We start from the raw sequence: 24474 nt of genomic DNA, 5'->3' as shown, positions 1-24474 counted from the left end.
ACCGGACTTCGCTGGGAACGCTTTGAATACCCTCCCGAACCCAAGAAGCCTGCATGTCCAAATCGCGCGCGATCCGTCTGTTATTGCTGATCGGTGCAATGGCCGGGCTCGGCTATTTCGGCTGGCAGCGTTTCCATGGCGAAGACCACGCCGCCCAGGCCGCCAGTTCCCAACAGCGCACACCGACCCGCGTCGCCGTCAAGACCGCCGCCGTCGAGAAGGCCGATTTCCCGGTCTATCTGACCGGCCTTGGCACGGTGCAAGGCTTTAATACTGTCCTGGTCCGCACCCGCGTCGATGGCCAGATCAACCGGATCGCCTTCCAGGAAGGTCAGTTCGTCAAGCAAGGCGATACGCTGGTCGAGATCGATCCGCGGCCGTTCCAGGCGGCGCTCGATCAGGCCAAGGCCAAGAAAGCCCAGGACGAAGCCAATCTCGCCAACGCCAGTCTCGATTTGCAGCGCTTTACCAAGCTCGGCGAATTCGCAACCCGGCAGCAGACCGATACCCAGCGCTCCACCGTCGCGCAGCTGACGGCGCAGATCGAGGCCGACACGGCAGCCATCTTCAATGCGCAAACCCAGCTCGACTACGCCACCATCAAGGCGCCGTTCTCCGGCGTCGCCGGCCTGCGCCAGGTCGATGTCGGCAACATCGTCAATGCCGCAACCCAGACCGGCATCGTGACCATCGCGCAGATCGAACCGATCGCCGTGATCTTCACGGCCCCCGAAGACCAGCTGCCCGAGATCAAGGCTGCGCTTGCGGTGGCGCCGCCGGAGACGATCGCGCTGTCGACCGACGGCAAGCGCGTGCTGTCGACGGGAACGCTGGCGCTGATCAACAACCAGGTCGACACCACGAGCGGCACGATCCGGCTCAAGGCGCTGTTCGACAACAAGGACCATGCGCTGTGGCCGGGCCAGTCGGTTTCGACCCGGCTTTTGATTGCGACGCTGAAGGACGCCACCGTGGTGCCCGACGATGCGGTTCAGCACGGACCCGACGGCCTCTACGCGTTCACGGTCGACCAGGACAACAAGGCTGTACTACGAAAGATCAAGGTGACGCGGTCGATCGACGGGCGCTCGGTGATCGATGAGGGATTGTCGCCCGGCGAGCAGGTGATCACGGCAGGCCAATACAAGGTTCAGCCGGGCACGCTGGTTTCGACCGCGGTCGCAAGTTCGGACCCGGTGCAGGCCAAGGTCGGCCAAAAATGAGCGGCGGAATCTCCGCGCCCTTCATTCGCTACCCCATCGGCACCTCGCTGATGATGGCCGGCATCCTGTTCATCGGCCTCGTCGCCTATCCGCTGCTGCCGGTGGCCCCGCTGCCGCAGGTCGATTTTCCGACCATCCAGGTCTCCGCCAGCCTGCCGGGCGGCAGTCCGGAGACCATGGCCTCGTCGGTGGCACAGCCGCTGGAGCGCCAGCTCGCGCAAATTCCCGGCATCGCGCAGATGACCTCGACCAGCTATCTCGGCACGTCGGCGGTCACCATCCAGTTCGATCTCAACCGTTCGATCGACGGCGCCGCCAACGACGTGCAGGCTGCGATCAACGCCGCCGGCGGTCAATTGCCGAAGAACCTCCCCTCGCCGCCGACCTATCGCAAGGTCAACCCGGCGGATTCGCCGATCCTGCTGCTGTCGGCGACGTCGGAGACGCTGCCGCTGACATCAGTCAGCGATGCCGTCGACACCCAGCTCGCCCAGCAGATCAGCCAGATTTCCGGTGTTGCCCAGGTCATCATCGGCGGCCAGCAGAAGCCCGCGATCCGCATCCAGATCGATCCCGCCAAGCTCGTCGCCAAGGGCTTGTCGATGGAGGATGTGCGCAGCCAGATCGCGATCACCACCGTCGACAGCCCGAAGGGCAATATCGACGGCGCCACCCGCGCCTACACCATCTACGCCAACGACCAGCTGCTCGATTCCAAGAACTGGAACGACGTCATCATCGCGTTTCGCAATGGCGGTCCGCTGCGGGTTCGCGATATCGGCCAGGCCGTCACCGGCCCGGAAGACGCCAAGCAGGCGGCCTGGGCCAACGGCAAACGCGGCGTGTTCCTCGTCGTGTTCAAGCAGCCCGGCGCCAACGTCATCGACACCGTCGACAAGATCAAGGCGACGCTGCCGCGGCTGGTCGCGGCGATCCCGCCTGCGATCAAGATCGAGGTCATCAGCGACCGCACCCAGACCATCCGTGCCGCGGTCGAGGACGTGCAGTTCACGCTGCTTCTGACCATCGCGCTGGTGGTGATGGTGATCTTCATCTTCCTGCGCAGCTTCTGGGCCACCGTGATCCCGACCGTCACGGTGCCGCTGGCCCTGCTCGGCGCCTGCGCGCTGATGTGGGTATTCGGCTATTCGCTCGACAATCTGTCGCTGATGGCGCTCACCATCGCCGTCGGCTTCGTCGTCGACGACGCCATCGTGATGCTGGAAAACATCACCCGCTACATCGAGGAAGGCGAAACGCCGATGGCCGCCGCCTTCAAGGGCGCCAAGGAAATCGGCTTCACCATCGTTTCGATCTCGATCTCGCTGGTCGCGGTGCTGATCCCGCTGCTGCTGATGGGCGGCATCATCGGCCGGCTGTTCCGCGAATTCGCGGTCACGCTGGCGATGACGATCTTCGTATCGATGATCGTGTCGCTTACGCTGACGCCGATGATGGCCTCGCGCTTCCTCAGGTCGCATCATGAGACCAAGCATGGCCGCTTCTACCAATGGAGCGAAAGCGCGTTCGACGCGATGCTTCGCGCCTATGAGCGCGGGCTCGATCTGGCGCTGCGCTGGAAATTCACGACGCTGATGATCTTCTTCGCGACGCTGGGATTGTCGGTCTACCTGTTCGTGATCATCCCGAAGGGATTTTTCCCGCAACAGGACGTCGGCCTGATCACCGCCACCTCGGAGGCCAGCCAGGATATTTCGTTCGCCGACATGAAGCGTCACCAGGAGGAACTCGGCAAGATCGTGATGGCCGATCCTGATGTCGCGACCATCGCCATGAACATCGGCGGCAGCGGCAGGGCCGGCAACAACGGCAACATGTTCATCACGCTGAAGCCGCGCAACGAGCGCAAGGCTTCAGCGCAGGAAATCATCGCCCGGCTGCGCCCCAAGCTGGACAAGGTCGAGGGCGCCCGGCTCTATATGCAGGCGGCGCAGGACGTGCGGCTGGGCGGCCGGCCGACGCGAACCCAGTTCGAATTCACGCTGCAGGACGCCAATCTGGCCGAACTGAACGAATGGGCGCCGAAGATCCTGGCGAAAATGCAGACGCTGCCCGAACTGCGCGACGTCGCGACCGACCAGCAGACCAACGGCACTACGGTGGAACTGAAGATCAATCGCGACACCGCCTCGCGCTACGGCATCCAGCCGCAATTGATCGACGACACGCTGTACGACGCCTTTGGCCAGCGCCAGGTGACGCAGTATTTCACGCAGCTCAACAGCTATCACGTGATCCTCGAAGTGCTGCCGGAATTGCAGGGCAGCATCGACACCCTGAACAAGATCTATGTGAAGTCCCCGACGACAGGCGACCAGGTGCCGCTGTCGACCTTCGCGAAATGGACCAGCGTGCCGGTGCGGCCGCTGTCGATCAGCCACCAGGGCCAGTTCCCGGCGATCACGATCAGCTTCAACCTCGGCCAGGGCGTGGCGCTGGGCCAGGCGACCAACGCGATCCAGAAGGCGATGGTCGATATCGGCGCGCCGACGACGCTCAACTCGAGTTTCCAGGGCACCGCCCAGGCCTTCCAGCAATCGCTCGGCACCGTGCCGCTGCTGATCCTCGCGGCCCTCGTCGTCGTCTATTTGATCCTCGGCATTCTCTACGAAAGCTACATCCACCCGATCACGATCCTGTCGACGCTGCCGTCGGCCGGCGTCGGTGCGCTGGCGATCCTGATGCTGTTCGGATTCGATTTCAGCCTGATCGCGCTGATCGGCATCGTTCTGTTGATCGGCATCGTGAAGAAGAACGGCATCATGATGGTCGATTTCGCGATCTCGGCCGAGCGCGACGAGCAGCTGGAGCCCGAGGCCGCGATCCGAAAGGCGGCGCTGCTGCGTTTCCGCCCCATCATGATGACGACGATGGCAGCCCTGCTCGGCGGCGTGCCCTTGATGCTCGGCACCGGCACCGGATCGGAAATCCGCCAGCCGCTCGGCTATGCCATGGTCGGCGGCCTCATCGTCAGCCAGGCGCTGACGCTGTTCACGACGCCGGTGATCTATCTCTATCTCGACCGGCTCTCCAATGCCTTTGCGCGCTGGGGACGACCGGCGCATCCCGATCGCGAAGCCGATCCGGAACAACAGGGCGCGGTCAAGCAAGCCGCCGAGTGAACCGGCTTTGGGTGTGATGGATTGCCGATGATTTAACCCTGCGGGCGGTCCGGCCGGCGAGTTGCTTGACTTTGCGCCCCTGACGGCACATCCGAGAGCGACATATTCCGGAGCCGTATCAGTGAAAATTTCAGCAACGCTCGCATTCGTCGTCGCCGTTACGTTTGCCTCGCCCGGCTTCGGCCAGGCGCCGCAGGCGCCCAAGGCCAAGGCAGCGCCGCGTTCAGCCCAGGCAACGCCATCGCCGACGCCGACCCCGCAGGCAGATGCAGCGCCCGCCAACACCCCCGCCCCTCCCGGCTGGGTCGCGCGCTGCTCCAGCCCAAGCCGCGACGCGCCGCTCGAATGCGCCGTCGAACAAAGCGCGGTTCTGACCAAGACCGGACAGGTGATCGTGCTGCTCAACATCCGCGTCGCCGGCGACAACCGACAGCCGATCGCCATCATCCAGTTGCCGCTCGGATTAAACCTGCCGGCGGGCGCCAAGCTCCAGGTCGACGACGGCAAGGTTTCGGATCTGCAGATCCAGACCTGCGAGCAACGCGGCTGTTACGCCAACAGCCCGATCCCGGCGGATATGCTGGCGGCGATGAGAGCCGGCAAGCAACTGAAAGTGTCGTTCCAGAACATGGCCAAGGAAAGCATCACCATTCCGATGCCGCTCGCCGACTTCGCCCCGGCCTACGACAAGATCAAGTAACAGCGCGTCCATCGCTCAGGCGACGGCCCCCGGCAGCGGCAACTCCGCTTTGACGGCCACATAGACGGTGTTGCTGGCATCGTGATCCCCGCGCCAATTGTCGAAAGTCACGACATGGGTTGTCGAGGTCGCAAAGGCGCCGGCCAGCACACGCTCGAACGCATCGTCGGGTGGATCGTTCGACCACAGCGCGAATACCCCGCCCGGCTGCAGATGGCCGGCGAGCCGCGCCAGCCCTTCCGGCTCGTACAGCGCGGCGTGGCGCGGATGCAGCAGCTTGCGCGGCGAGTGATCGATATCGACCAGCACGGCATCGAAACGGCGCCCCTGTGAACCCGCATCGAACCCTTCCGCAGAGGACGACATCGCAAAGAAATCGCCATGGGCCAGACGGCAGCGCGGATCGCCGGTGAGTTCCTTGCCGAGCGGCAGCAATCCCTGCTCGTGCCATTCGATCACCTCGGAAAGCGCATCGACCACGATCAGTGAGCGCACGCCGGCGTTTTCGAGCACCGCGCGCGCGGTGTAGCCGAGCCCGAGGCCACCGACCACCACGTCCAGATCCGCGCGACCCTGCGCCGCGAGGCCGAGCCGCGCCAGTTCGATCTCGGCCAACGTGTACTGGCTCGACATCAGAAACTCGTCGCCGAGCTTGATCTCATAAACATCGACATCGGACATCGGCCGCCTGCGCCGCCGCAGGCTGAGCACGCCCATCGGCGTCGGGCGGAAGTCGAGTTCTTCGAACGAAAGGCTCATCGGCCAAGGCCTGACTGCGGCCCGGCCGCGTCTCAAAATACCGGCGGATTTGCCGGGCCCCATGCAACAACGCCTTCCCCGCGCGCTTGCCAAGGGCTGATGGTACCGAGTAGAAGGGCGCCAGTTCGCCGGATTCTTCAAATCCGGACGCGAGCATTGCCAGACGACTACTAAGCCATTGATGTCGTTGAGCAATTCTTGGGGAATGGTGTAACGGTAGCACAACAGACTCTGACTCTGTTTGTCTAGGTTCGAATCCTAGTTCCCCAGCCAGCCTCGCAATACCTCAAGGGCTCTGACGCCTTAAATCGACCGATCTGAATGCCGGCAGCTGTTTCGACGAGCAGTCCCACGGGCTCGGCCTACCCCTAAGTTTAGCGGAGCTCCTGCAGCCTGCTGCGCCCACCTGCCGCATTGGCATACAAAAATCTGGAATACATAATACTGTCTACCACGATCCCGAGGAGCGGATTGAGGGTCTGTATCCGCTGCGTCATGTCTCTGCCTGCCGAAAGGAAGCGGGAGTGGTAGGCGCCGGCTAACGATCACCTAGGGAATTGCACACCGCGTTTCGCGACCGCCGCCGGACGACTGTCCGCGGCCAAACACCGAGACGGCGTCACCTTCGGGCAAGCGCCGCCGACCCGCCCCTCCGGGGCGAATCATAAAATTGATATGGGAGGACGCCCTTGAGCACTTCGAGTACCGCTTCCGCCGCCGCCTCGACCACCACTTCGATCCGCTGGCAGCAACTGATCGCCGGCATCGTCTGCATGGTCGCCGCCGCCAATATCCAATACGCTTGGACCCTGTTCGTCCCCGAAATCAGTAAGGAATTCGGCTGGTCACGCGCCGCGATCCAGACCACCTTCACCATCTTCGTCGTGGTGCAGACCTGGCTGGCGCCGATCGAAGGCTACTTCATCGACAAATACGGCCCGCGGGTCATGGTGTTGATCGGCGGCCTGTTCACCGGCCTGTCGTGGATCGTGAACTCCTATGCCGACTCGCTGACCCTCTATTATGTCGGCGCGGTCATCGGCGGCATCGGTGTCGGCTGCGTCTACGCCACCTGCGTCAATGCGGCGATCAAGTGGTTCCCGGACAAGCGCGGTCTCGCGGTCGGCCTCACCGCCGGCGGCTACGGCGCCGGTTCGGCCCTCACCATCCTGCCGATCGCCAACATGCTGAGCACCAGCGGCATCTCGGAGACTTTCTGGTTCTTCGGCCTGCTCCAGGGCGGCGTCATTATGGTTGCCGCGCTGTTCCTGAAGGCTCCGACCAAGGACGCGGTGAAGGCGTCCGACAAGGTCCCCCAGTCACGGCGCGACTATACGCTCCCCGAGGCGCTGCGCGCCCCGGTGTTCTGGGTCATGGCCGCGATGTTCATCGGCACCGTCACCGGCGGTCTGATGGCGGTCGCCCAGCTCGGCGTCATCGCGCAGGACCTCGGCGTCAAGGACTTCAAGGTGAACCTCTACTTCATCACCATGGCGGCCCTGCCCTTCGCGCTGATGCTCGACCGCGTCATGAACGGCATCTCACGTCCGCTGTTCGGGTGGATCTCGGACCATATCGGCCGCGAAAGGACCATGTTCATCGCCTTCACCATTGAAGGCCTGGGCATCGTCGCGCTCGGTACCTTCGGCCACAATCCGTGGGCGTTCCTCATCCTCTCGGGCGTCGTGTTCCTGGCCTGGGGCGAGGTCTACTCGCTGTTCTCGGCCACCGCCGCAGATACCTTCGGCACCAAGCACGTCGCCAAGATCTATGGCGTGCTCTACTGTGCCAAAGGCGTCGCGGCGCTGCTGGTGCCGCTCGGCAACATCCTGATGGAAGCCACCGGCACCTGGTCCTCGGTGCTCTTCACCGTGGCCGCCATGGATCTGTCGGCGGCGTTGGCGGCGCTGTTCGTGCTGCGCCCGATGCTTCTCAAACACCACGCCGCCAATGCGGAATGGGCGAAGACGAACGGCATCACACTGGTGCCGGCCGCGGCTACCGGCCACTGACCTAACTCGAAAATGAGGGGCCTCCTCCAAGAGGCCCCTTCCCTCACACCGGCGGCGTGCCGTGGGTATGAAACGACTCGATCGTCTTCAGCCCCCAGGCCTGGCCTTTTTTCCGCTCTTCCTCGGTCCAGACGATCGGCTTCCAGTCGGGTGCCAGGATGAGACGGGCGCCGGCGTTGGCGACCTCGACGCGGTTGCCGCCGGGCTCGTAGACATAGAGGAAGAAGGTTTGCTGGATCGCGTGCTTGTGCGGGCCGGTCTCGATGTGGATGCCGTTCTCCAGGAAGATGTCGGCGGCGCGCAATATCTCTTCGCGGCTGTCGAGTGCGTAGGTGACGTGATGGAAGCGGCCCATCTTGCCGTAGTGATCGCGGGTGTAGGCGAAATCGTAGCTCTTGTTGCACATCGTCATCCACATCGCAGCTTCCGTGCCGTCGTTGAGCACGATCTGCTCGGTGGTGCGCAAGCCGAGATAGTTTTCGAAGAACAGGCGGTTGGCCTTGATGTCGACCGCGAGGCAATTGAGGTGGTCGAGCCGGCGCACATTGACGCCGCGCGCCGGAAACCGCTGCGCCTGGTTCTTCAGCGCCGGCTTCAGTTCGGGCGGCGCCTGGTACCACTCGGTCTCGTAGTAGAGCTCGACAATATGGCCGTCCGGATCGCGGCAACGGAACGCCGGCCCCTGCCCCATGTCGCCGTCGACCCAGCCGATGTCGAATCCGGATCCCTTCAGCGCGGCGACGCGTCGCTCCAGCGCCTGCGGGCTGCGCGCGCGCAACGCCATATGCTCCATGCCCGAGGTCTTCGACGCCGTGAGCTTGAGCGAATAGCGCTCGTAATCGTCCCAGCCGCGCAAGTAAACCGAGTCACCCTTGCGGCCGCTGACGGTCATGCCCATCACGTCGACAAAGAATTTTTCGCTTTCTTCCGGCTTCGGCGTCAGCATTTCCATGTGGCCGAGATGGGCAAGGTCGAAGATCGGCTCTGGGGTCATTGCGTTACTCCTGATGACCAATAAATTCTCGGATCGTCATACCCCGCGAAGGCGGGGTATCCAGTACGCTGCGGCCCTTCCGTCGACCGAAAGTTCACGGAGTACTGGATCATCCGCCTTCGCGGATGATGACAGCGTGCGGATGCTACCAGAGCGCTCTGGTCACATCATCGAACAATTCGTCCACTGCACAGGCACGCGGAATAAGCCCCTGCTGCGCGCAATAGCCGATGATCAGCTCCAGCGAACGGCGCATCTCATCCACCGAGAAACGTGGCGCGGCGGATGATGCCTTGGCCGACTCCGCCAGCAGCCGATGCACTTCCCGCACCGCGTCCGGATTTTTCTCACACAGCGCCCGGCTTACCACCACCATGTGGTTGATCGGCACCACCTTGTGCTTCGCGGCCCAAGCCTTCTCCTCCGTGGCGACATCGGCGAACAGCGGTTTCAAATCCGCATGCTCGGATTTCTCGCCGAGCACCGCGTCGAGTTCACCATCCACAAGCATCTGGATGATCTGCTTTCCGGCCGGCGCCCGTTTGGTCGTGTCCTTGAATTCGGCGACATGGGCGTCCTCGAAGGTCACCCAGTCGATCGAATTGAGGTCGACGCCGTAATCATTGGCGAGGATGCCGCGCAGCCAGGCGCCGGTCGTGGTGGTAAAGGAGCGGATACCGACGCGCTTGCCGGCAAGATCCTGCGGCTTCAGCGCGCCCCGCTTGGCGTTGTACAGCGCATGCCCATGCTGGAAGCGCGCCATCACCACGGTCGGAAGCAGCACCATCGGCTTGTCAAAGCTCTTCGCCATCAGACAGGTGACGATCGCCATCTCGGAGACGTCGAACGCCGCCTCGCGGACCATGGGCTTAAAACCCTTGTTGGTCGGCGAATAGTCGATGAAGTCGAACTCGACGAGATCCGACTTGAGCGCGCCACTCTTCAGCGCTGATGTCCCCGGATGATCGCCGAGCAAAGTGCGAAGGCGCATTCTCATCTCAGTCGCTCTCCGGCTCGTCGATATAGACAAGGCCGGCCTTCGCCAGCGGTTCGCGCATATTGTACATGTCGAGGCCGAGGACGCCGGCAGCAAGCTTCTGGCGCTTGCCGTCCTCGTCGGCGTGGCGCTTTTCGCCCTTGGCAACGACGTCGGCGGCATCTTTCCGCCTGACGACGACGACGCCGTCGTCATCGGCAACCACAGCATCGCCCGGCACTACGTTGATTCCGGCGCAGACCACGGGAACGTTGACGGCGCCCAAGGTCGCCTTGACCGTGCCCTTGGCGGAGATCGCCTTCGACCACACCGGAAAACCCATCTCGCGCAGCGCCTTGGCATCGCGGACGCCGGCATCGATCACGAGGCCCCTGACGCCGCGCGCCATCAGCGAGGTCGCCAGCAAGTCACCGAACATGCCGTCGGTATTGTCGGTGGTGCAGCCGACCACCAGGATGTCGCCCGGCTTGCACTGCTCCACCGCGACATGGATCATCCAGTTGTCGCCGGGCTGCGCCAGCACGGTCACCGCCGTGCCCGCCGCCTCGCCGCCGGCCCACACCGGACGCAGATATGGTTTCATCAGGCCAAAGCGGCCATAGGCCTCGTGCGCAGTGGCGACGCCGAGCGCGCCGAGGCGGTTCACGAGATCAGCATCGGTGCGCTTGATGTTGCGGACGACGACGGTTTTCATGCCAGTTCCTCCACCGCCATCGGGAACAGCCGCTGATAGGCCTCGCCATAGGTCATGGCCTTGCCGGAATTGCGGCCACCCTGCATGCCCCGCTGCAATGCGACGCGCTCATAGTACGCCCACAGGTGTTTCTGCGCGGCGAGAATTTCAAAGGTCTTGCGCTTCTGCTCCCAGACCTCGTCGATGTTGAGGATCACCTGCGGCTTGAAATTGCACATCTCGGGCTGGTGCGGCTCGAACAGGAACACCGGCGGCGCGGCGTAGGTGTACTTTGCGCCGGGCTTGTGGCCCATCGCCTGCGCCACCACGCGGGTCTCCTGCGCGAAATGCGCGGCGTTGGGATGATCGAAATTGTAGGGGTCCTCCAGCGCGTGGGTGAGCACGAAGGACGGATTGAGTTCGCGGTAGATGTCGACCATGCGGTCGAAATGCGCTTCGGTGGTGCGCAGCGGATAATCGCCGGCATCGAAGAATTCGATTTCCGCGCCCAGCATCTCGGCGGCGCGCTGCGCCTCGTCGCGCCGTCCCGCCTTCACCTTTTCCAGCGTGGCGCCGGATTCCTTCCAGGCGAACTGGCTCTCGCCGCGTTCGCCGAACGACAGGCAGGCGATCTTGATGCGGTAACCTTTTTTGGCATGCAGCGCGATCGCACCGCCCGCGCGCCAGACGAAATCGCCGGGATGCGCCGTGACCACGAGGCCAGTCTTGTTTGCATTGGTCATTGCTGTTTCCTCTTTTGCATTTCCGGCTAGAGCCTTTTTCCGTTCCGATGAAATCGGAACGGGCTCTAGATTATTGATCTGACGCGTTTTCTTGACGCGAACCGGTGTCCACTTCGCTGGAAAACGCTTTACTGCTTCTCGATGCCCGCCCGCTCGATCACTCTAGCCCATTTCTCGATATCGTCCTTCAGCCGCTGCGCGATTTCCTCCGGCGTGGAGGCCTTGGCCTCGATACCGAGCTCGAGCGCGCGCTTCTTCAAGTCGGGCGTGTCGAGCACCTCGCGGAGCGCCGCATTGAGCGTCTTGATCACCTCCGGCGGCGTGCCCTTGGGTGCAAAAATGGCGTTCCAGGACCGCGCCTCGAAATCGCCGCCGCCGGCTTCCTTGACCGTCGGAACGTCAGGCAGGAACGGCGTGCGGACCGAACCCGAAGTCGACACCGCCGTCACTGCCTTATCTGATATGTGCGACTGCACCGCCGTGTAATTCTCGATTCCCATCTGGATGTCGCCGCGCAGCAGCGCGATCAGGACATCGGGCGAGCTGCGGAACGGCACGATTGTGACATCGACGCCGGCAGTGGATTTGAACAATTGCGCCGAAAGGTTTTGCGTCGAGCCGACATTGATGGTGCCGACATTGAGCGCGCCGGGTTTTTCCCTGGCCGCCTTGATCAGGTCCGCCAATGTCTGGTACGGCGAGCCGGCCTGGGTGACGAGGATGAAGTCGAAATAACCCATGCTCGAGACCGGAACGAAATCCGTGACCGGATTGAAGCGAAGGTTCTTGAACAGGGATACCGAGATCGCGGTGCCGTTGCTCAGCAGCGCCAGCGTATAGCCGTCGGGAGGCGACGACAGCACGGCGCGCGCGGCGGTGATACCGCCGGCGCCCGGCATGTTCTCGATGATGAAGCGCTGCCCGAGCTTTTCACCAAGCTTCTCCGTGACGATCCGCGCAGTGACGTCGGCAACCCCGCCCGGACCGAACGGGAGGATCAGCCGCACCGGCCGGTTTGGATAGTTCTGGGCGCAGGCGATCTGCGGCATCAGCAGCGATACTGCCAACACAAATGCGCCTGCGATCGATGTGCAGCGGCCGTTCGACCTAAAACCCTCGGGCTTGACCGTCATCGTCGATCCATCAGAACTCAAACAGCCGCGCGGGATTGTCGACCAATATTTTCTGCTGTAGCTCGGGCTCCGGCGCGAACAGTGGAATGAGGTCGACCAGATCGCCGTCGTTCGGCATCGCCTTGACGTTGGGATGCGGCCAGTCGGTTCCCCAGATCACGCGATCCGGCGCGGTCTCGATGATACGGCGCGCGAACGGCACCGCGTCGTGGAACGGCGGACCGCTGGAGGATACCCGCTCGCAGCCGCACACCTTGACCCAACATTTCTCGTCACGCTGCATCAGCTCGATCAGGGTCCGGAACGGCAACTGGTCGAGACCGTCGGCGGCCTTCACGCGCCCCATGTGATCGATGGTGTAGCGCACCGGCAGTTTTGCCAGCAGGTCGGCGTATTCGGGCAGATCGATCGCATCGAAATGCAGGTCGATGTGCCAGCCGAGCGGCGCCACCATCGCGACGATTTTGTGGAACACCGCCATATCGGGCACGCCGCCGAGATGGCGCACGAAATTAAAGCGGCAGCCGCGGAAACCGCCGTCGTGAAGCTCCTGAAGGCCGCGCTCAGTGATGGTATCGTCGATGTTGGCGACGGCGCGAAAGGTCCCGTTGCTGACAGCGATGGCATCGAGCGCAACGCGGTTATCGGTGCCGTGCACGCTGGCATTGACGATGACGGCCCGGCCGATGCCGATCTTCCTGTGCAGCGCCCTGAAATCCTCCAGCGGGGCATCCGGCGGCGTGTACGGCCGCCCCGGCGCATACGGATACTTATCGCCCGGGCCGAAGATATGGGTATGCGCATCGCACGCCAGCGGCGGCAGGCGGAATTTCGGCGTCCGCGTATCGCGATCCGGGCCGGGAATCGTTGGCTTCGACATCATGCTCTCATGGGATGCGTGAGCGCGAACCGGCCGGGGCTTTCCTGGCGCCGGCTTTCGCAACGGGTTCCGCGGCCACCTGGGCGTTGATGTCGGGCGCCTGCAGCGAGGCGACGGTGGCGGAAACCAGTTGCTCGATCGCCTCGGCCATGTCGGCGCCATCGGCCTCGCCGCGCGACAACCGCGTCACCCGCTCCGGATTGACCAGGGTGTAATAGAGCGCGCCAAGCAGGAACTGGGAGCGCCAGACCAGCGTCTTGCGCGGCAGATGCGGCAGGCTCTGCTCGATCGCTTCGATGAAGGCGTTGGTGGTGTCGTCGAAGATCTCCGCAATGATGCGCCCGACCACGGCGTTGCCCTCGGCAGACATCACCGCACGCAGCCGCGTGAACCGCGCGCCGCCGCCAGCCAGATCGCTGCTCGACGAAAACGCCGGCTGCACATAGGCGCGCACGATCGCCTCCAGCCGGTCCTGCACGTCGCGCACGCGTCGCGCCGCCACCAACAGCTCGATGCGGCGCTTGTTCATGGGACCGCAATGCCGCTTGTAGATTTCGAGCAGCAGGCCGTCCTTGCTCTTGAAATGATAGGTGACGCTACCGGGGTTGGCGCCCGCCTCCAGCGCGATGTCGCGGATCGAAACCGCGTTGAAGCCCCGGGTCGAGAACAGGCTCTCGGCCGCGCTGAGGATGGCTTCCCGCATATTGGGATTGCGCGTCATGAGGGTTTGCTTTCCGCTTTTTCTTTTGTACAGATGTACAAATTATCAGGCCCAGTCAACAAATATATCGATGGCACCGGAAAAACCCGGCGCCGGCGCGACTGGAGCGGAAGTCACGGGAGAGCGGTATGGCTGGATGGCGCCAAGTCATTGTTGCGGTTCTGGCGGTTGCCGCGCTCTTTGCCGGTGGCGCCATGGCGGGCGACGCCGAGATTCGGCAGACCCTCGCGCCGAGCGGTGCGCTGCGGGTGGCGCTGTACACGGGAACGCCGACCTCGATCCTGCCGGATCCGACGTCGGGCGGACCAAAGGGCGTCGGCTACGATCTCGGCAAGGAACTCGCGAGCCGGCTCGGCGTGCCCTTTGAGCCCGTCGTTTTTTCCAGGAATGCCGAGGTCCTTGAGGCGGTCAAATCAGGCAAGGCTGATATCGCCCTCACCAATGCGACGCCCGCGCGGGCGAAGGAAATGGATTTCGGCCCGCCCGTTTTTGAAGTCGAGCTCGGCTATCTCGTGCCGAAGGGCTCGGCGCTCACAGCGCTGGCCGAGGTGGATGCAGCGGGCATGCGCGTCGGCGTCACGACTGGAAGCTCCTCGGACGCCACCCTTACGCGCGACCTGAAGAAGGCCGAGATCGTGCGCGCGGCAAATTTCGATGCGGCGATCGAGATGCTGACCGCCAGCACCCTCCACGCCTATGCCACCAACAAGGCCTCCCTGTTTGAGATGTCGGAGAAGCTGCCGGGGTCAAAAGTGCTCGACGGCCGCTGGGGCGTCGAGCGTTTCGCAGTCGGCGTCCCCAAAGGACGCGACGGCGGGATGGCGTTCATCCGGCAGTTCACCGAAGCCGCGAAATCGGAAGGCCTGGTCAAGGCAGCGATTGCGCGCGCGGGGCTGCGCGGCGCGGTTACGCCGGAAACCCAGAATTAGCGGCGTACGCCGCCCACTTCCAACCATCGATCCGGACAAGAAGGATTTCCTGCCATGCTGATGTCACGCAAACTCTTCCGTTCCGTTCTGGCCGCGGCGCTATTCTCGCTGGCCGGTACGCAGGCCAACGCCGAAGGTTTCCCAAGCAAACCAGTGCGCATCCTGGTGCCCTATGCCGCCGGCGGCGCGGTCGATGTCCTCGCGCGCACGGTCGGCCAGTCGCTGTCGAAGATCTGGGGCCAGCAGCCCGTGATCGAAAACCGGCCCGGCGCCGGCGGCACCATCGCTTCGCAGGCACTGACCCAATCCGCCCCCGACGGCTACACCCTGATCCTGGTTGCCAGCGGCCATCCGCTCAATCAGTTCTTCTATCCAAAGCTGCCGTACGACACTTTCAAGGATTTCACCGCGATCAGCGAGATCGCCGCGTCGCCGCTTGCCATCGTCGTCTCCAGGAACAGCCCCGTGAAGAATCTCGGGGAGTTGCTGACGATCGCCCGCGAGAAGCCTGACGCCCTGTCCTATGGCATGTCCGGCAACGGCACGTCGGCGCACCTTGCCGGCGAACTGCTCAACTACATGGCCAAGGTGAAGATCCTGGCGATTCCCTACAAGGGCGGTGCGCCCGCCCTCACCGCCGTAATATCAGGCGAGATTCCGATCAGCGTCAATCCATTGCCGGAGGTCGTCGGCCAGCTCGAGGGCTCCACGGTGCGCGCACTTGCAGTGACGACGGCGCAGCGCGCCAAGGCGCTGCCGGATGTCCCGACGGTCGCGGAGTCCGGCTTGCCCGGCTACGACGCGTCGGTGTGGTGGGGCTTTCTCGGACCCGCAGGCATGGCGCCGGAACTGGTGACCAGGATCAACACCGATCTCAAGGCCGCTCTCAAGGACCCGGCGGTCCTGACCGCGCTGGAAAAGATGGGCGCGACGCCGGTCGGAAACTCACCGCAGGAATTCGACGCATTCATGCGCGCGGAGGCCGCCAAGTGGGCGCCGGTGCTCAAGGAAGCCAACATCAAGATGCAGTGAGGCGCCGCCAACGCGACGCCTATCGCGCATTGGCCGGGGCATGCACCGGCCACAAATCGGCGCGCCAGTGCAGCATGATCGCCAGCATCAAGGCGAGACCGACCGCCGCGTACAGCGTTCCCGTCGCGGCGAAGCCGATCTCGTCGATCAAGCTGCCTGCGGCCAGAAGGCCGAACGGCAAGCCATAGATCACCATCATGCGGACGCCCATCACCCGGCCGCGGAAATTCTCGGCTGCCGTGCGCATCAGGATGACGGCGATCGAGATCATCGCGAGGCTCTGCGAGAAACCGGCGATGACAAGGCAGACGATCGCGGTCGGCACCGTCTGCATCTGCACGAACAGCAGCAGCGTCGCGTACCACAATACGGTCGAGGCAATCATGAGCCGCGCCACCCTTATGCCGTGGATCAGGCTCAGCACGATCGAGCCCGCCAGCGAGCCGATGGCGAAGCTTGCCGAGAGATAGCCGAGCCCGGTCTGGTTGGTGCCGTAGATCGCCTTGGCGACGTAGGGCAGCAATCCGTTGGTCAGCGGATAGGCCGTGAGGTTGGCGAGGAACGCGACCCACAGCGCAGCGCGCATGCGCGGTGTGGTCCAGCAATAGGCCACGCCCTCCATCAGGTCGCGGAACGGCGAGGGCCGCAGCGCCTCGCCTTCGGTATCGCCGGCCGGATGCGGCTTGGCCGGTGCCACCACGCACAGCGTCAGCACGGTCGCGACGAGATAGAGACAGACGATCGCCATATAGGCAGATCCCATCCCGAGCGCGGCGAACAAACCGGCGCCGCTCAGTGCGCCGGCAATGCGCGCGGTATCCATCGTGGTTCGGGAGATGCTGATCGCGCCGATCAATTGATCGCGCGGCATGATGGTCGCGACCAGCGCGCCGCGCACGCCGAGGTCCGACGGACGGACGACCCCCATCAGCGCCGCGACGATAAAAACAAAGAGTGGACTGAGATGGCCTGACAGCGCCAGCGTCATCAGCACGCTCGCCAGCACCGCGTAGCACGCGCGCATCATGGCCAGGAGATCGCGGTGGCCGATGCGGTCGCCGACGACGCCGAACATCGGCGCGACCAATGTGCCGATATAACCAAGGGAAGCGAACACGGTGAGCAGCAGCACCGAACCGGTCTCGACCAGCACGTACCAGCCGAGGATGATCATCTCCATCTCGAACGCCCACGAGGTGAGCAGATCGGCGGGCCACTGGAAACGATAATTCCGGATCCGGAACGGAGCGAGCGCGGAAGGCCGCGCGAAATCGCTCAAGACTCGCCGTCGCGATTCATCGCGTTCCACCCTGCCCTGTTTCTTGTTCTTTGCTAGAGCTTGGATAGCGTGCAGGTATTGACCGTGTCAATTAAGATGGCGACAGCTCTGCAGCAGAGGCATGGCTATCCCGCGTCGCGAAATACCAAGGCCTGGACGAACTGCCGGTGTCGCGGCGCCCCCTCACTGAATTTCCGCAAGATAGAGGCTGGGATCGAAATAATCCGTGGCCGGTTTCGCATTCGTAACACCGGCGCCGGCCATGAAGAAGTCGCTGACCTGCTGAAGCCATTTGACGACCGTGCCGTCGGAATAGAGCCGTTTCCACTCCCGCGACGAAAACATCTTTTGCGCCCGGAGCGCTTCGGTAATGTCGGCAACCGTCGCATGGCGGTAGTGGTTCTTCTGCAAAGCCTGCGCCGCAGCGGCGCTGTTGCGCAGGATATAGTCGTTGGCGTCCGCCCAGCCGCGAATGATCCCGCGAAGCACATCCCTGTTGTTGCCATAGTAATCATGGCGCGCGACCCAGCCGCCAACGACAGCCGATTGCGGATAAAATGCCGACGCATCCACCAGTTTGACGGCGCCGGGCACTTTCTCGCGAACCGTGATGTTGAAAGGCACCCAGAGCGCAACCGCCGGGACCTCGCCGGAAATGAACGCAGCTACTGCCGCCGACATGCTGCTGTTGCGAACCTCGACCTCGGAAATGTCGATGCTGTTGGCGCGCAACGCGCGATCGAGAAAGATGTGAGCGGTCGTCCTGGTGGTCGTCGCAATGGGTTTGCCCCGGAGATCAGCGAACGTGCGGACGCCGAGGTCGGGCCGCACCCATAGCTGTGCCGTGGCTACTTCGATGTCGTTGATCAGGAATGCACGGCCGGCGCCGAGCGCCAGATAGTTCGAGATCACCCCGCCGGCCGACAGCACATCCACCTCGCCGCGCGCCATGGCCTCGAACACTTCAGGCCCGGTGTTGCGTTCGACCAGTTCGAAATCGATGCCCTGCTTGTCGAACGAACCGCGGTCGAGACCGGTAAATATCTGGCCATCGACGGCGACAACATGCAGATACCCGAGCCGGACTCGCGTCCGCGCCTGCACAATCGCCGGCGCCGCAAGGCAGGCGCCTGCCGCCAGCCCACCGGCCAGGACCTGACGCCTGTTTACCTGGCCCAGTATGCGCCTCATTTGATCGCTCCGGCCGGCGTTGCTAGACGCATCCCCTGCAGCCCGGCACGAAGCTGCTCGGCATGGTAGCGCGCAACGCCGTCGCCGGGATACAAAGCGAGAAAATCGGTGACCCATACCAGCGCTGCGGCCGGCTGCTCCTTCCGGATCGCAGCGTAGACGATTTCCCAGCGCTGGCAGAAGGCATGCTCTGAAGCTCCGTCCGTCTCGCCACGCAGTTCAAAGATCCGCACGGCTTCCGCGAATCCCTTCGGCCTGATCTCGTCGACGCTGCGGAAGCTGAAACGCCCTTCGACGCGCTCCTTCACCGCGACGCTCACCAGCACTCGCGTGCCGTAATTCTTGTTGAGCCCTTCGAGGCGGGCAGCCAGATTGATGTTCGCGCCGAGCGCCGTGTAGTTCATGCGGTCGGAAGAGCCGACATTGCCGACCACGGCATCGCCGGCATGCAGGCCGAAGCGGGTGCCATAGGCCGGCCAGCCGACTTCGCGGAACTGTTCGTTCAATTCGCTGTTGCGCCTGAGGCAGGCCAGCACCGCCTCACAGCCGTGAACGACGTGATCGGGATCGTCATCGGGCGCATTCCAGAACGCCATCACGGCATCGCCGATGAATTTGTCGATGGTGCCGTGATGTTTCATGATCGTCTCCGATAGCGCTGCGAAATAGCGTGAGGTGAAGATCATGACGTCGGAGGGATCGGCCTTTTCCGTCTTGGCGGTGAAATCGGCGACGTCGGTGAAGAGCACGGTGACTTCCCGCCGCGTGCCGCCGAGTTCGATCGACGCTCCGGACTCGATGAGTTGCCGCACGATCGGCCGCGGTACGAAGCTCGAAAAATTGCGGACCGCCGTTCGCATCGTGTATACCGAGCGGCCGAGTTCGTTGATCTCGTCGATGACCGATCGAAGTCTCGGGCGATCCGTGAGCCGAAAGTGCTGGATGTCGTCGGTCTGTTGCGCGAGGTTTCGCAGCGACCGCGCGAGCATGGAGCCGAGCCAGATGGCGAGCGGCAGCATGCCGAGCACAAATCCGAGCGCCAGCAAAAACAAGCCCCTGCGTTCCGAGATGATCTGCGCAAAGAACTCGTCGAGCGGCGCGATCACCGCGAGCTTGATATTGGCATTGCCCGCCGTCTCGACGCCGTGGAAGGCAGCGACATAGCTGCGCCCGGCGTCGTCCGCAAAGAACTGCTGGGAAGCGCCGCCCTTTCGCCACGCCCCGACCGCTTGCATGAGACCGGGCAGCTTGATGGCATTCATCCAGGGCAGTTCGTCGCCGCGTTCCGGAATTTCGTCCATCAGCCGGCTCATCTCGGGATGGCCGACGATCCGATCGGAATCGTTGAACAGAAAGGCAAGCCCGGAATTGCCGAGCCCCTGTTCGCCCAGCATCGCCTCGAGGCGATTGAGCAGGAGATCGGCCGCCACCACGCCACGCCGGCCTTCCTTCAACACCGTCCGTAACGTGTAGCCGGGCTGTCCGGTCGCAAAGAACACATACGGCCCGGTGAGCAGCGTTTTCTCGTCCTTGAATGCCTCGACATACCAGGGACGCTGGCGCGGGTCGTAGCTGGTCGGTGCCTTGATCTCCGCTACCTGGATCAGGTTCTCCGAAAGGAACAATGTGACAGGCGACGACGACGCTGCGCCGGTGCGGGAAATGATCACCACCCGGAAAGCGGCATCCTCGTCCACGCCGAGGCTGGCACGGAAGGCCGGCTTGGCGCGATCGATCACGTCCATTTCCAGGAACGAGCCGTCCTCATAGCCGACATAGAGATTGAAAATCTGGGGGTTGTTGCGCAGCATCGAGGCCATCAGGCCATAGAGCCGCGAATTGTCCTCGATTTCGGCCGATTGAATCGACGGCAGGCCTGCGAGAATTTCGAGGCTGTCGCGCACGTTGCGAAATTTCGAATCGATCCGGTCGGCGCCGAGCTGCGCCACCTTGTCGATGAAGGTGCTCGCCGCCGTTTGCGTGATCCGCGAAACGCGGCTGAAGCTGAGATAGACCAGCGTCAATCCGACAAACAGCACCACAGCCACGAACAGCGTAACGATCGAGGTACGAAACCCGATACGCATCTTGTGCTGTTCTTCGGAACGGTTGCTGGTCATCTCTGGACCTCCAGCTCCGTCTTCGGGATTTCGCAGGCGGACGCTCCGCAACGCCTGACATCAGAACACCTTCGCATGGCAACTATTGAGAACTGATTAGGACGGCAACCTGCAGCGGTGGCACAAACTGCATATTGGTTGTCCCGAAATGCAGCATTGGAACAGTCTAACCGGCAAGGCCGCGTGGCGATTAAGTCACTACCCAGGAAAAACCTTCGGCCGTGCGGGCCGAACCCTAAATGAGGCGCAAAACCAGCTTTGCCTTCTTCTAGAATGAACTGTGTTTTGGCGCCTTCGGGAGAATCCAAACGATGGATCGATGGTCGCAACAAGCGCTCGCAGTCTTGACGTTCACCGCGATCGCTTTGGTGCCGGTTGCTGCAAAGGCGGACAACGGCGGCATCGGGTTCTGGCTGCCGGGCACCATGGGCAGCCTCTCCGCAGTGCCTGGCCAGCCCGGGATGAGCTATACCTTCCAGTATATTCATCTCGACGCCACAGCCGGCGGAGGCAAAGCCCTCCAGAACAATTCCAACATCGTTGCCGGGCTGCGCGCAAAAGCGGATGTCGGCGTATTCCTGCCGACCTACACTTTCGCGACACCTGTGCTCGGCGGCCAGCTGACGATCGGTGCGGCGACCGTGCCCGGCAATATCGGCGTCGATATCAACGCGACGCTGACAGGGCCGCGGGGCAACACGATTTCCGGCTCGGCCTTCGACAACCGGGTCACCTGGGGCGACGTGTATTACATCGGTACCCTGAAGTGGAATTTCGGCGTCCACAATCTCATGACCTACGTGTTCGGCAATATACCGACCGGTACCTATGATTCCACCCGCCTCGCGAATCTCAGTCCCGGTTTTGTCGCGGTCGATAGCGGCGCCGGCTACACCTATCTCAATCCGAAGACGGGCCAGGAGTTTACGGTGGTCGGGGGCTTCAGCTTCAGCGGCACGAACACGGCTCTGGATTACCGCAACGGCATCGACTTTCATGCCGACCTGGCGGCTTCGCAGTTTATCGGCAAGAGCGTTCACGTTGGGGCCGTCGGCTATGTCTATCAGCAGGTCACCGGCGACACCGGCACCGGCGCAAAGCTCGGCGCCAACAGGGGCACGGCAATCGGCATCGGCCCGCAGATCGGTTTCTTCTTTCCGGCGTGGGAAGGCTACACCGGCTATCTGAACCTGCGCGGCTACGCGGACGTCTTCACCGAGAACCGGCCGGCGAATGCCACATTCATGGCGACCCTGAGCTTCACGCCGGCCGCTCCGGAGAAACCGGTGACGCCGCGCGGACCAAGGCACCTGAAGTAGGTTAGAACGGATTGACATAGTTCAATATCGCGACCTGGCGCAGGATGACGCGCCGAATGACGTGCGTTGGTTTCAGATGTTCGGTGTAGATCGCAGCCGTGCCTGTCGAGCCGGCCGGCAGCCTCCGCGCGACCTCGGCATCATCAAGCTTGATGCGCACCACGAACGGCGCGGCTTCAATCGCTTTGGGCATGACGGCGGTGCCGGACGCCTGCGCCTGTCCCGTGGCAATGGCCTGCAGTACGCCTTCCACCCTGCCCGCGTAGATATGACCGGGTGCAAACTTGAAGGTTACTTCAGCCTCCTGCCCCGGCTCGACATGGCGTGCATCGATCTGGTTGATCTCGACACCGATGATGGTGCCTGATGTGTCGATGAACGCCATCACAGGCGCCAGCGGCAGGTTGGCCACGCGAGCGCCCTTGCGCAGCGCGAGGTTGGTGACATAGCCCTCGCCCGGCGCACGGACGGTGGTCTTGTCGAGGTTCCACTGCGCCGCCTCGAGCTGACCCTTGAGCTGGTCGACCTCGGACTGCCGCTGCTCGACATCGAAGCCGCGGCCGGAATCACGCTCGAACAGTTGCGTCATCTGGGCCAGGCGCGTTGCCGAGAGTTTCAGCTGCGCTTCGATCGTCCTGACCTGCGCCTGGTACGGCACGGGATCGATGCGGAACAGAACATCGCCGGGCTTGACCGGCGTATTCGCCATGACGGGAACGTCGAGCACCTCGCCTGCGACATCGGGCACGATCGAGACGGCATGGCGCACGACCAGCGCCGGGCCCTGCGGCGCGCCCCAGCCCATCGGAATGAACAGGCCGAGGTTGAGCAGCAGCAGCACGATGAAGGGCGACCCCTTCCAGAACGGATTGAAGCGCACGATGCCGAGCCGCACGATGGCGAACAGAAAGACCAGGTAAGCCGCCATCAGCGCGATCATCATGGCCGTGTCTCCGCGCGCGGACGCGGAATGTCGACATAGGCCCAGATCAGCGCGACCGGCCACAGCGCAAAACCGCAGATCAGCGTGATCCAGCCGGCCACCGTCACCGCCTCCGCCCATGGATGGTTGCGGCTCCTCGCAATGTGCCCCGGCAGCCCGCCGGCGATGCAGAACACACCGACCACGCAGGCAATCAGGATGATCAGCACGATCCAGGCGAAGATGTCGTAGCCGTTCATGTGCGATCCTCGCTCATTGCCGCACCACGGCCGGCGGCGCCCAATTGCCTTCGAGGAATACCTCGCGCGGTGAATAGAGCCGCATCAGCAGCGTGAACGGCGCCTTGCCGACCGGCAGCCAGTTCGCCTCCTTCTCCTTGCCTGGGGACTCGGCCTGGATGTAGAGGTCGACGGAGCCGTCGGCGTTGGCGATCAGCCTGTCGCGGTCGCCGATGGCCTGCCGTTTGATCGGATTCGGAATGAAATAGCCGTCGATGTCATAGGCCGTCACCGACCAGAAAGCATCCACAGGCGGCAGCTTGGCCTTGTCGAAGTGCAGCACGTAGTTGCTCTTGCCGTCGAGCGGCTGGCCCTGGCTATCGCTGGACAGCGATGGATAGACCGCGTCCTGCGGCAGGTTCTCTCCGACACAGCACTGCGCGATGGCGGCGCGATAGAGATAGTCCGTGCCGTAAGTTCCGCTGCGCGTGGTGTAGATCCAGCCCTTGCCGCCGATACCGGCGGCCTTCTTGCCCTCGGCGAGCACCAGCCCCCGGCCGTCGGCATGGCCCTTCTCGAACGCCTGCCGAATGTTCGCCGGACTCTTCGCGAGATCAAAGCTCTGGCCGACCTTGAAGCCCGTTCGTTCGAGGCGATGGACGATGGGATAATCGACCTGATTGGGAGGGTTGTCCTTGAGCAGCTCAGCGAACCTTCCGAAGTAAGTTGCCGCGTCCATCTTGTCCACCACGTCGGGCGGCGCCGCCTTCATGTCGATGGCGGGATCGACCTTGCCGTTGGGCGGCACATAGCTGCTTTTGCCTCGCGCAGAGAGCGGCCGGAGCTTCATCGCGTCCTGGACCTTGTGGACGTTCGAATAGTCGGCGACGCCGTTCGTCTGCGTGCGGCCGATGATCCACACATAGCGCGTGGGGCTGCGGATCACCTCCAGACCCGCAGGCGCGGTGCCTCGCCATTGCGGTCCGACCACGAGGAAATCGCGCGCTACGTTCCTGCCGGTGGTGCGTGTGCCAGGCACGGCGAATACATCCGTCCAGAGGCTGAGCATCGGCAGCATGAAGTAACGATCAGCGGCCGGCACCGATAAGACCATCGGCTCGGCCTTCAGGTCGAGAACGGCCGCCGAATACAACGTGTCCACATTCGTGCGGATCACGATCCTGTCGTCGGCGTTGGGAAAGTGGCGTGCGTGATGGAACTGGTTAGGCGGCCCATACGCATCGCCATCGACGGCCTGAGCAAAATTACCAAGCTTGCGCACGGTAGCCTGCGTCAGCATCAGTGGATAAGCGTAAACATAAGCGTCCTTGGCGATCGCGTAGGCCTCCTGCTCGGTGACACCTTGAGCAGATGCCGGGCCCAGCGACGCTACCCATGCAAGGGAGATCAGTCCGAAGGCGGCACGTTTCACAGTCAAACTCCTAATGCGCAGATAGCCGATGCC

General features: G+C 63.2%; 21 protein-coding genes and 1 tRNA gene. 8 read left to right on the top strand and 14 right to left on the bottom strand.

Going from position 1 to position 24474, the window contains the following annotated elements; genetic code table 11:
• Positions 1-53 precede the first annotated feature (53 nt).
• The 3 genes from JQ641_RS14715 (at position 54) to JQ641_RS14705 (ending at position 5066) form a co-directional block, all read left to right on the top strand.
• Positions 54-1223 carry an efflux RND transporter periplasmic adaptor subunit gene (locus JQ641_RS14715; protein WP_211996656.1) on the top strand — a complete coding sequence of 390 codons (1170 nt, stop codon included), beginning with the start codon at positions 54-56 and terminating at the stop codon, positions 1221-1223.
• Complete coding sequence (locus JQ641_RS14710) at positions 1220-4366, top strand: multidrug efflux RND transporter permease subunit (RefSeq protein ID WP_211996655.1); 3147 nt, start codon at positions 1220-1222, stop codon at positions 4364-4366. Before JQ641_RS14715 ends, JQ641_RS14710 begins: the two co-directional genes overlap by 4 nt.
• A 127-nt stretch (positions 4367-4493) precedes the next feature.
• Complete coding sequence (locus JQ641_RS14705) at positions 4494-5066, top strand: invasion associated locus B family protein (RefSeq protein WP_211996692.1); 573 nt, start codon at positions 4494-4496, stop codon at positions 5064-5066.
• A 15-nt stretch (positions 5067-5081) separates the two neighbouring features.
• On the opposite strand, the gene JQ641_RS14700 is transcribed toward JQ641_RS14705, so the two are convergent.
• Positions 5082-5825 carry a polyamine aminopropyltransferase gene (locus JQ641_RS14700; RefSeq protein ID WP_211996654.1) on the bottom strand — a complete coding sequence of 248 codons (744 nt, stop codon included), beginning with the start codon at positions 5823-5825 and terminating at the stop codon, positions 5082-5084.
• A 199-nt stretch (positions 5826-6024) separates the two neighbouring features.
• Here JQ641_RS14700 and JQ641_RS14695 point away from each other — a divergent pair.
• Positions 6025-6098, top strand: a tRNA-Gln gene (locus JQ641_RS14695).
• A gap of 416 nt (positions 6099-6514) precedes the next feature.
• Positions 6515-7837 carry an oxalate/formate MFS antiporter gene (gene oxlT / locus JQ641_RS14690; protein ID WP_502754961.1) on the top strand — a complete coding sequence of 441 codons (1323 nt, stop codon included), beginning with the start codon at positions 6515-6517 and terminating at the stop codon, positions 7835-7837.
• Positions 7838-7880: 43 nt separating this feature from the next.
• Here the strand turns inward: oxlT and JQ641_RS14685 are convergent, their stop codons facing one another.
• The 7 genes from JQ641_RS14685 to JQ641_RS14655 form a co-directional block, all read right to left on the bottom strand.
• Positions 7881-8831 (bottom strand): catechol 2,3-dioxygenase, encoded by a 951-nt coding sequence (locus JQ641_RS14685; protein WP_211996653.1) that lies wholly within the window; start codon positions 8829-8831, stop codon positions 7881-7883.
• 145 nt (positions 8832-8976) lie between these two features.
• Positions 8977-9822: a substrate-binding domain-containing protein gene (locus tag JQ641_RS14680; RefSeq protein WP_249150430.1), complete on the bottom strand. Its 846-nt coding sequence runs from the start codon at positions 9820-9822 to the stop codon at positions 8977-8979.
• A 7-nt stretch (positions 9823-9829) separates the two neighbouring features.
• The gene (locus JQ641_RS14675; protein ID WP_211996651.1) at positions 9830-10522 is read right to left on the bottom strand and encodes a 4-carboxy-4-hydroxy-2-oxoadipate aldolase/oxaloacetate decarboxylase; all 693 of its coding nucleotides are present in this window, start codon (positions 10520-10522) and stop codon (positions 9830-9832) included.
• Positions 10519-11244 (bottom strand): PIG-L deacetylase family protein, encoded by a 726-nt coding sequence (locus JQ641_RS14670; protein WP_211996650.1) that lies wholly within the window; start codon positions 11242-11244, stop codon positions 10519-10521. Before JQ641_RS14670 ends, JQ641_RS14675 begins: the two co-directional genes overlap by 4 nt.
• 128 nt (positions 11245-11372) lie before the next feature.
• Complete coding sequence (locus JQ641_RS14665; protein WP_211996649.1) at positions 11373-12377, bottom strand: Bug family tripartite tricarboxylate transporter substrate binding protein; 1005 nt, start codon at positions 12375-12377, stop codon at positions 11373-11375.
• Between the two features lie 10 nt (positions 12378-12387).
• Positions 12388-13257: an amidohydrolase family protein gene (locus JQ641_RS14660; protein ID WP_249150429.1), complete on the bottom strand. Its 870-nt coding sequence runs from the start codon at positions 13255-13257 to the stop codon at positions 12388-12390.
• A gap of 7 nt (positions 13258-13264) precedes the next feature.
• Positions 13265-13978 carry a TetR/AcrR family transcriptional regulator gene (locus JQ641_RS14655; RefSeq protein WP_502754960.1) on the bottom strand — a complete coding sequence of 238 codons (714 nt, stop codon included), beginning with the start codon at positions 13976-13978 and terminating at the stop codon, positions 13265-13267.
• Between the two features lie 128 nt (positions 13979-14106).
• Here JQ641_RS14655 and JQ641_RS14650 point away from each other — a divergent pair, with 128 nt between their 5' ends.
• A complete protein-coding gene (locus JQ641_RS14650; protein ID WP_211996647.1) occupies positions 14107-14907 on the top strand; it encodes a transporter substrate-binding domain-containing protein in 801 nt (266 codons plus the stop codon).
• Between the two features lie 54 nt (positions 14908-14961).
• The gene (locus tag JQ641_RS14645) at positions 14962-15939 is read left to right on the top strand and encodes a tripartite tricarboxylate transporter substrate binding protein (RefSeq protein ID WP_211996646.1); all 978 of its coding nucleotides are present in this window, start codon (positions 14962-14964) and stop codon (positions 15937-15939) included.
• A gap of 19 nt (positions 15940-15958) precedes the next feature.
• Here JQ641_RS14645 and JQ641_RS14640 read toward each other — a convergent pair whose 3' ends face one another.
• From JQ641_RS14640 to JQ641_RS14630, 3 genes are all read right to left on the bottom strand, one after another.
• Positions 15959-17218, bottom strand: coding sequence for an MFS transporter (locus JQ641_RS14640; RefSeq protein ID WP_211996645.1), 1260 nt, complete (start codon positions 17216-17218; stop codon positions 15959-15961).
• 183 nt (positions 17219-17401) lie between these two features.
• Positions 17402-18409 (bottom strand): ABC transporter substrate-binding protein, encoded by a 1008-nt coding sequence (locus tag JQ641_RS14635; protein WP_211996644.1) that lies wholly within the window; start codon positions 18407-18409, stop codon positions 17402-17404.
• Positions 18406-20529, bottom strand: coding sequence for an adenylate/guanylate cyclase domain-containing protein (locus JQ641_RS14630; protein WP_211996643.1), 2124 nt, complete (start codon positions 20527-20529; stop codon positions 18406-18408). The genes JQ641_RS14635 and JQ641_RS14630 overlap by 4 nt, the downstream gene beginning before the upstream one ends.
• Positions 20530-20840: 311 nt before the next feature.
• Here JQ641_RS14630 and JQ641_RS14625 point away from each other — a divergent pair, with 311 nt between their 5' ends.
• Entirely contained in the window at positions 20841-21848 is a 1008-nt protein-coding gene (locus JQ641_RS14625; RefSeq protein WP_211996642.1) for a SphA family protein, read from the top strand.
• Position 21849: 1 nt separating this feature from the next.
• Here JQ641_RS14625 and JQ641_RS14620 read toward each other — a convergent pair whose 3' ends face one another.
• The 3 genes from JQ641_RS14620 to JQ641_RS14610 are packed head-to-tail and all read right to left on the bottom strand — an operon-like array spanning position 21850 to position 24441.
• Entirely contained in the window at positions 21850-22791 is a 942-nt protein-coding gene (locus JQ641_RS14620; protein WP_211996641.1) for an HlyD family secretion protein, read from the bottom strand.
• On the bottom strand, positions 22788-23030 hold the full coding sequence (locus JQ641_RS14615) for a DUF3302 domain-containing protein (protein ID WP_211996640.1): 243 nt from the start codon (positions 23028-23030) through the stop codon (positions 22788-22790). Before JQ641_RS14615 ends, JQ641_RS14620 begins: the two co-directional genes overlap by 4 nt.
• A 13-nt stretch (positions 23031-23043) precedes the next feature.
• Positions 23044-24441 carry a DUF1254 domain-containing protein gene (locus JQ641_RS14610; RefSeq protein WP_349628560.1) on the bottom strand — a complete coding sequence of 466 codons (1398 nt, stop codon included), beginning with the start codon at positions 24439-24441 and terminating at the stop codon, positions 23044-23046.
• Between the last annotated feature and the right edge of the window lie 33 nt (positions 24442-24474).

The sequence above is a fragment of the Bradyrhizobium sp. JYMT SZCCT0180 genome (assembly GCF_018130165.1).
Taxonomy (GTDB): domain Bacteria; phylum Pseudomonadota; class Alphaproteobacteria; order Rhizobiales; family Xanthobacteraceae; genus Bradyrhizobium.
The sequence above is the reverse complement of the archived record's forward strand: the minus strand, read 5'-3'. Positions and strand labels throughout refer to the sequence as shown.

Bases quoted from the DNA above. Each gene is read 5' to 3' on its own strand.
- JQ641_RS14710 (WP_211996655.1), top strand. From the start codon at position 1,220: ATGAGCGGCGGAATCTCCGCGCCCTTCATTCGCTACCCCATCGGCACC.
- JQ641_RS14700 (WP_211996654.1), bottom strand. From the start codon at position 5,825: ATGAGCCTTTCGTTCGAAGAACTCGACTTCCGCCCGACGCCGATGGGC.
- JQ641_RS14675 (WP_211996651.1), bottom strand. From the start codon at position 10,522: ATGAAAACCGTCGTCGTCCGCAACATCAAGCGCACCGATGCTGATCTC.
- JQ641_RS14615 (WP_211996640.1), bottom strand. From the start codon at position 23,030: ATGAACGGCTACGACATCTTCGCCTGGATCGTGCTGATCATCCTGATT.
- JQ641_RS14680 (WP_249150430.1), bottom strand. From the start codon at position 9,822: ATGCGCCTTCGCACTTTGCTCGGCGATCATCCGGGGACATCAGCGCTG.
- JQ641_RS14620 (WP_211996641.1), bottom strand. From the start codon at position 22,791: ATGATGATCGCGCTGATGGCGGCTTACCTGGTCTTTCTGTTCGCCATC.
- JQ641_RS14685 (WP_211996653.1), bottom strand. From the start codon at position 8,831: ATGACCCCAGAGCCGATCTTCGACCTTGCCCATCTCGGCCACATGGAA.
- JQ641_RS14650 (WP_211996647.1), top strand. From the start codon at position 14,107: ATGGCTGGATGGCGCCAAGTCATTGTTGCGGTTCTGGCGGTTGCCGCG.
- JQ641_RS14665 (WP_211996649.1), bottom strand. From the start codon at position 12,377: ATGACGGTCAAGCCCGAGGGTTTTAGGTCGAACGGCCGCTGCACATCG.
- JQ641_RS14715 (WP_211996656.1), top strand. From the start codon at position 54: ATGTCCAAATCGCGCGCGATCCGTCTGTTATTGCTGATCGGTGCAATG.
- JQ641_RS14630 (WP_211996643.1), bottom strand. From the start codon at position 20,529: ATGACCAGCAACCGTTCCGAAGAACAGCACAAGATGCGTATCGGGTTT.
- JQ641_RS14625 (WP_211996642.1), top strand. From the start codon at position 20,841: ATGGATCGATGGTCGCAACAAGCGCTCGCAGTCTTGACGTTCACCGCG.
- JQ641_RS14660 (WP_249150429.1), bottom strand. From the start codon at position 13,257: ATGTCGAAGCCAACGATTCCCGGCCCGGATCGCGATACGCGGACGCCG.
- JQ641_RS14670 (WP_211996650.1), bottom strand. From the start codon at position 11,244: ATGACCAATGCAAACAAGACTGGCCTCGTGGTCACGGCGCATCCCGGC.
- JQ641_RS14655 (WP_502754960.1), bottom strand. From the start codon at position 13,978: ATGACGCGCAATCCCAATATGCGGGAAGCCATCCTCAGCGCGGCCGAG.
- JQ641_RS14635 (WP_211996644.1), bottom strand. From the start codon at position 18,409: ATGAGGCGCATACTGGGCCAGGTAAACAGGCGTCAGGTCCTGGCCGGT.
- JQ641_RS14645 (WP_211996646.1), top strand. From the start codon at position 14,962: ATGCTGATGTCACGCAAACTCTTCCGTTCCGTTCTGGCCGCGGCGCTA.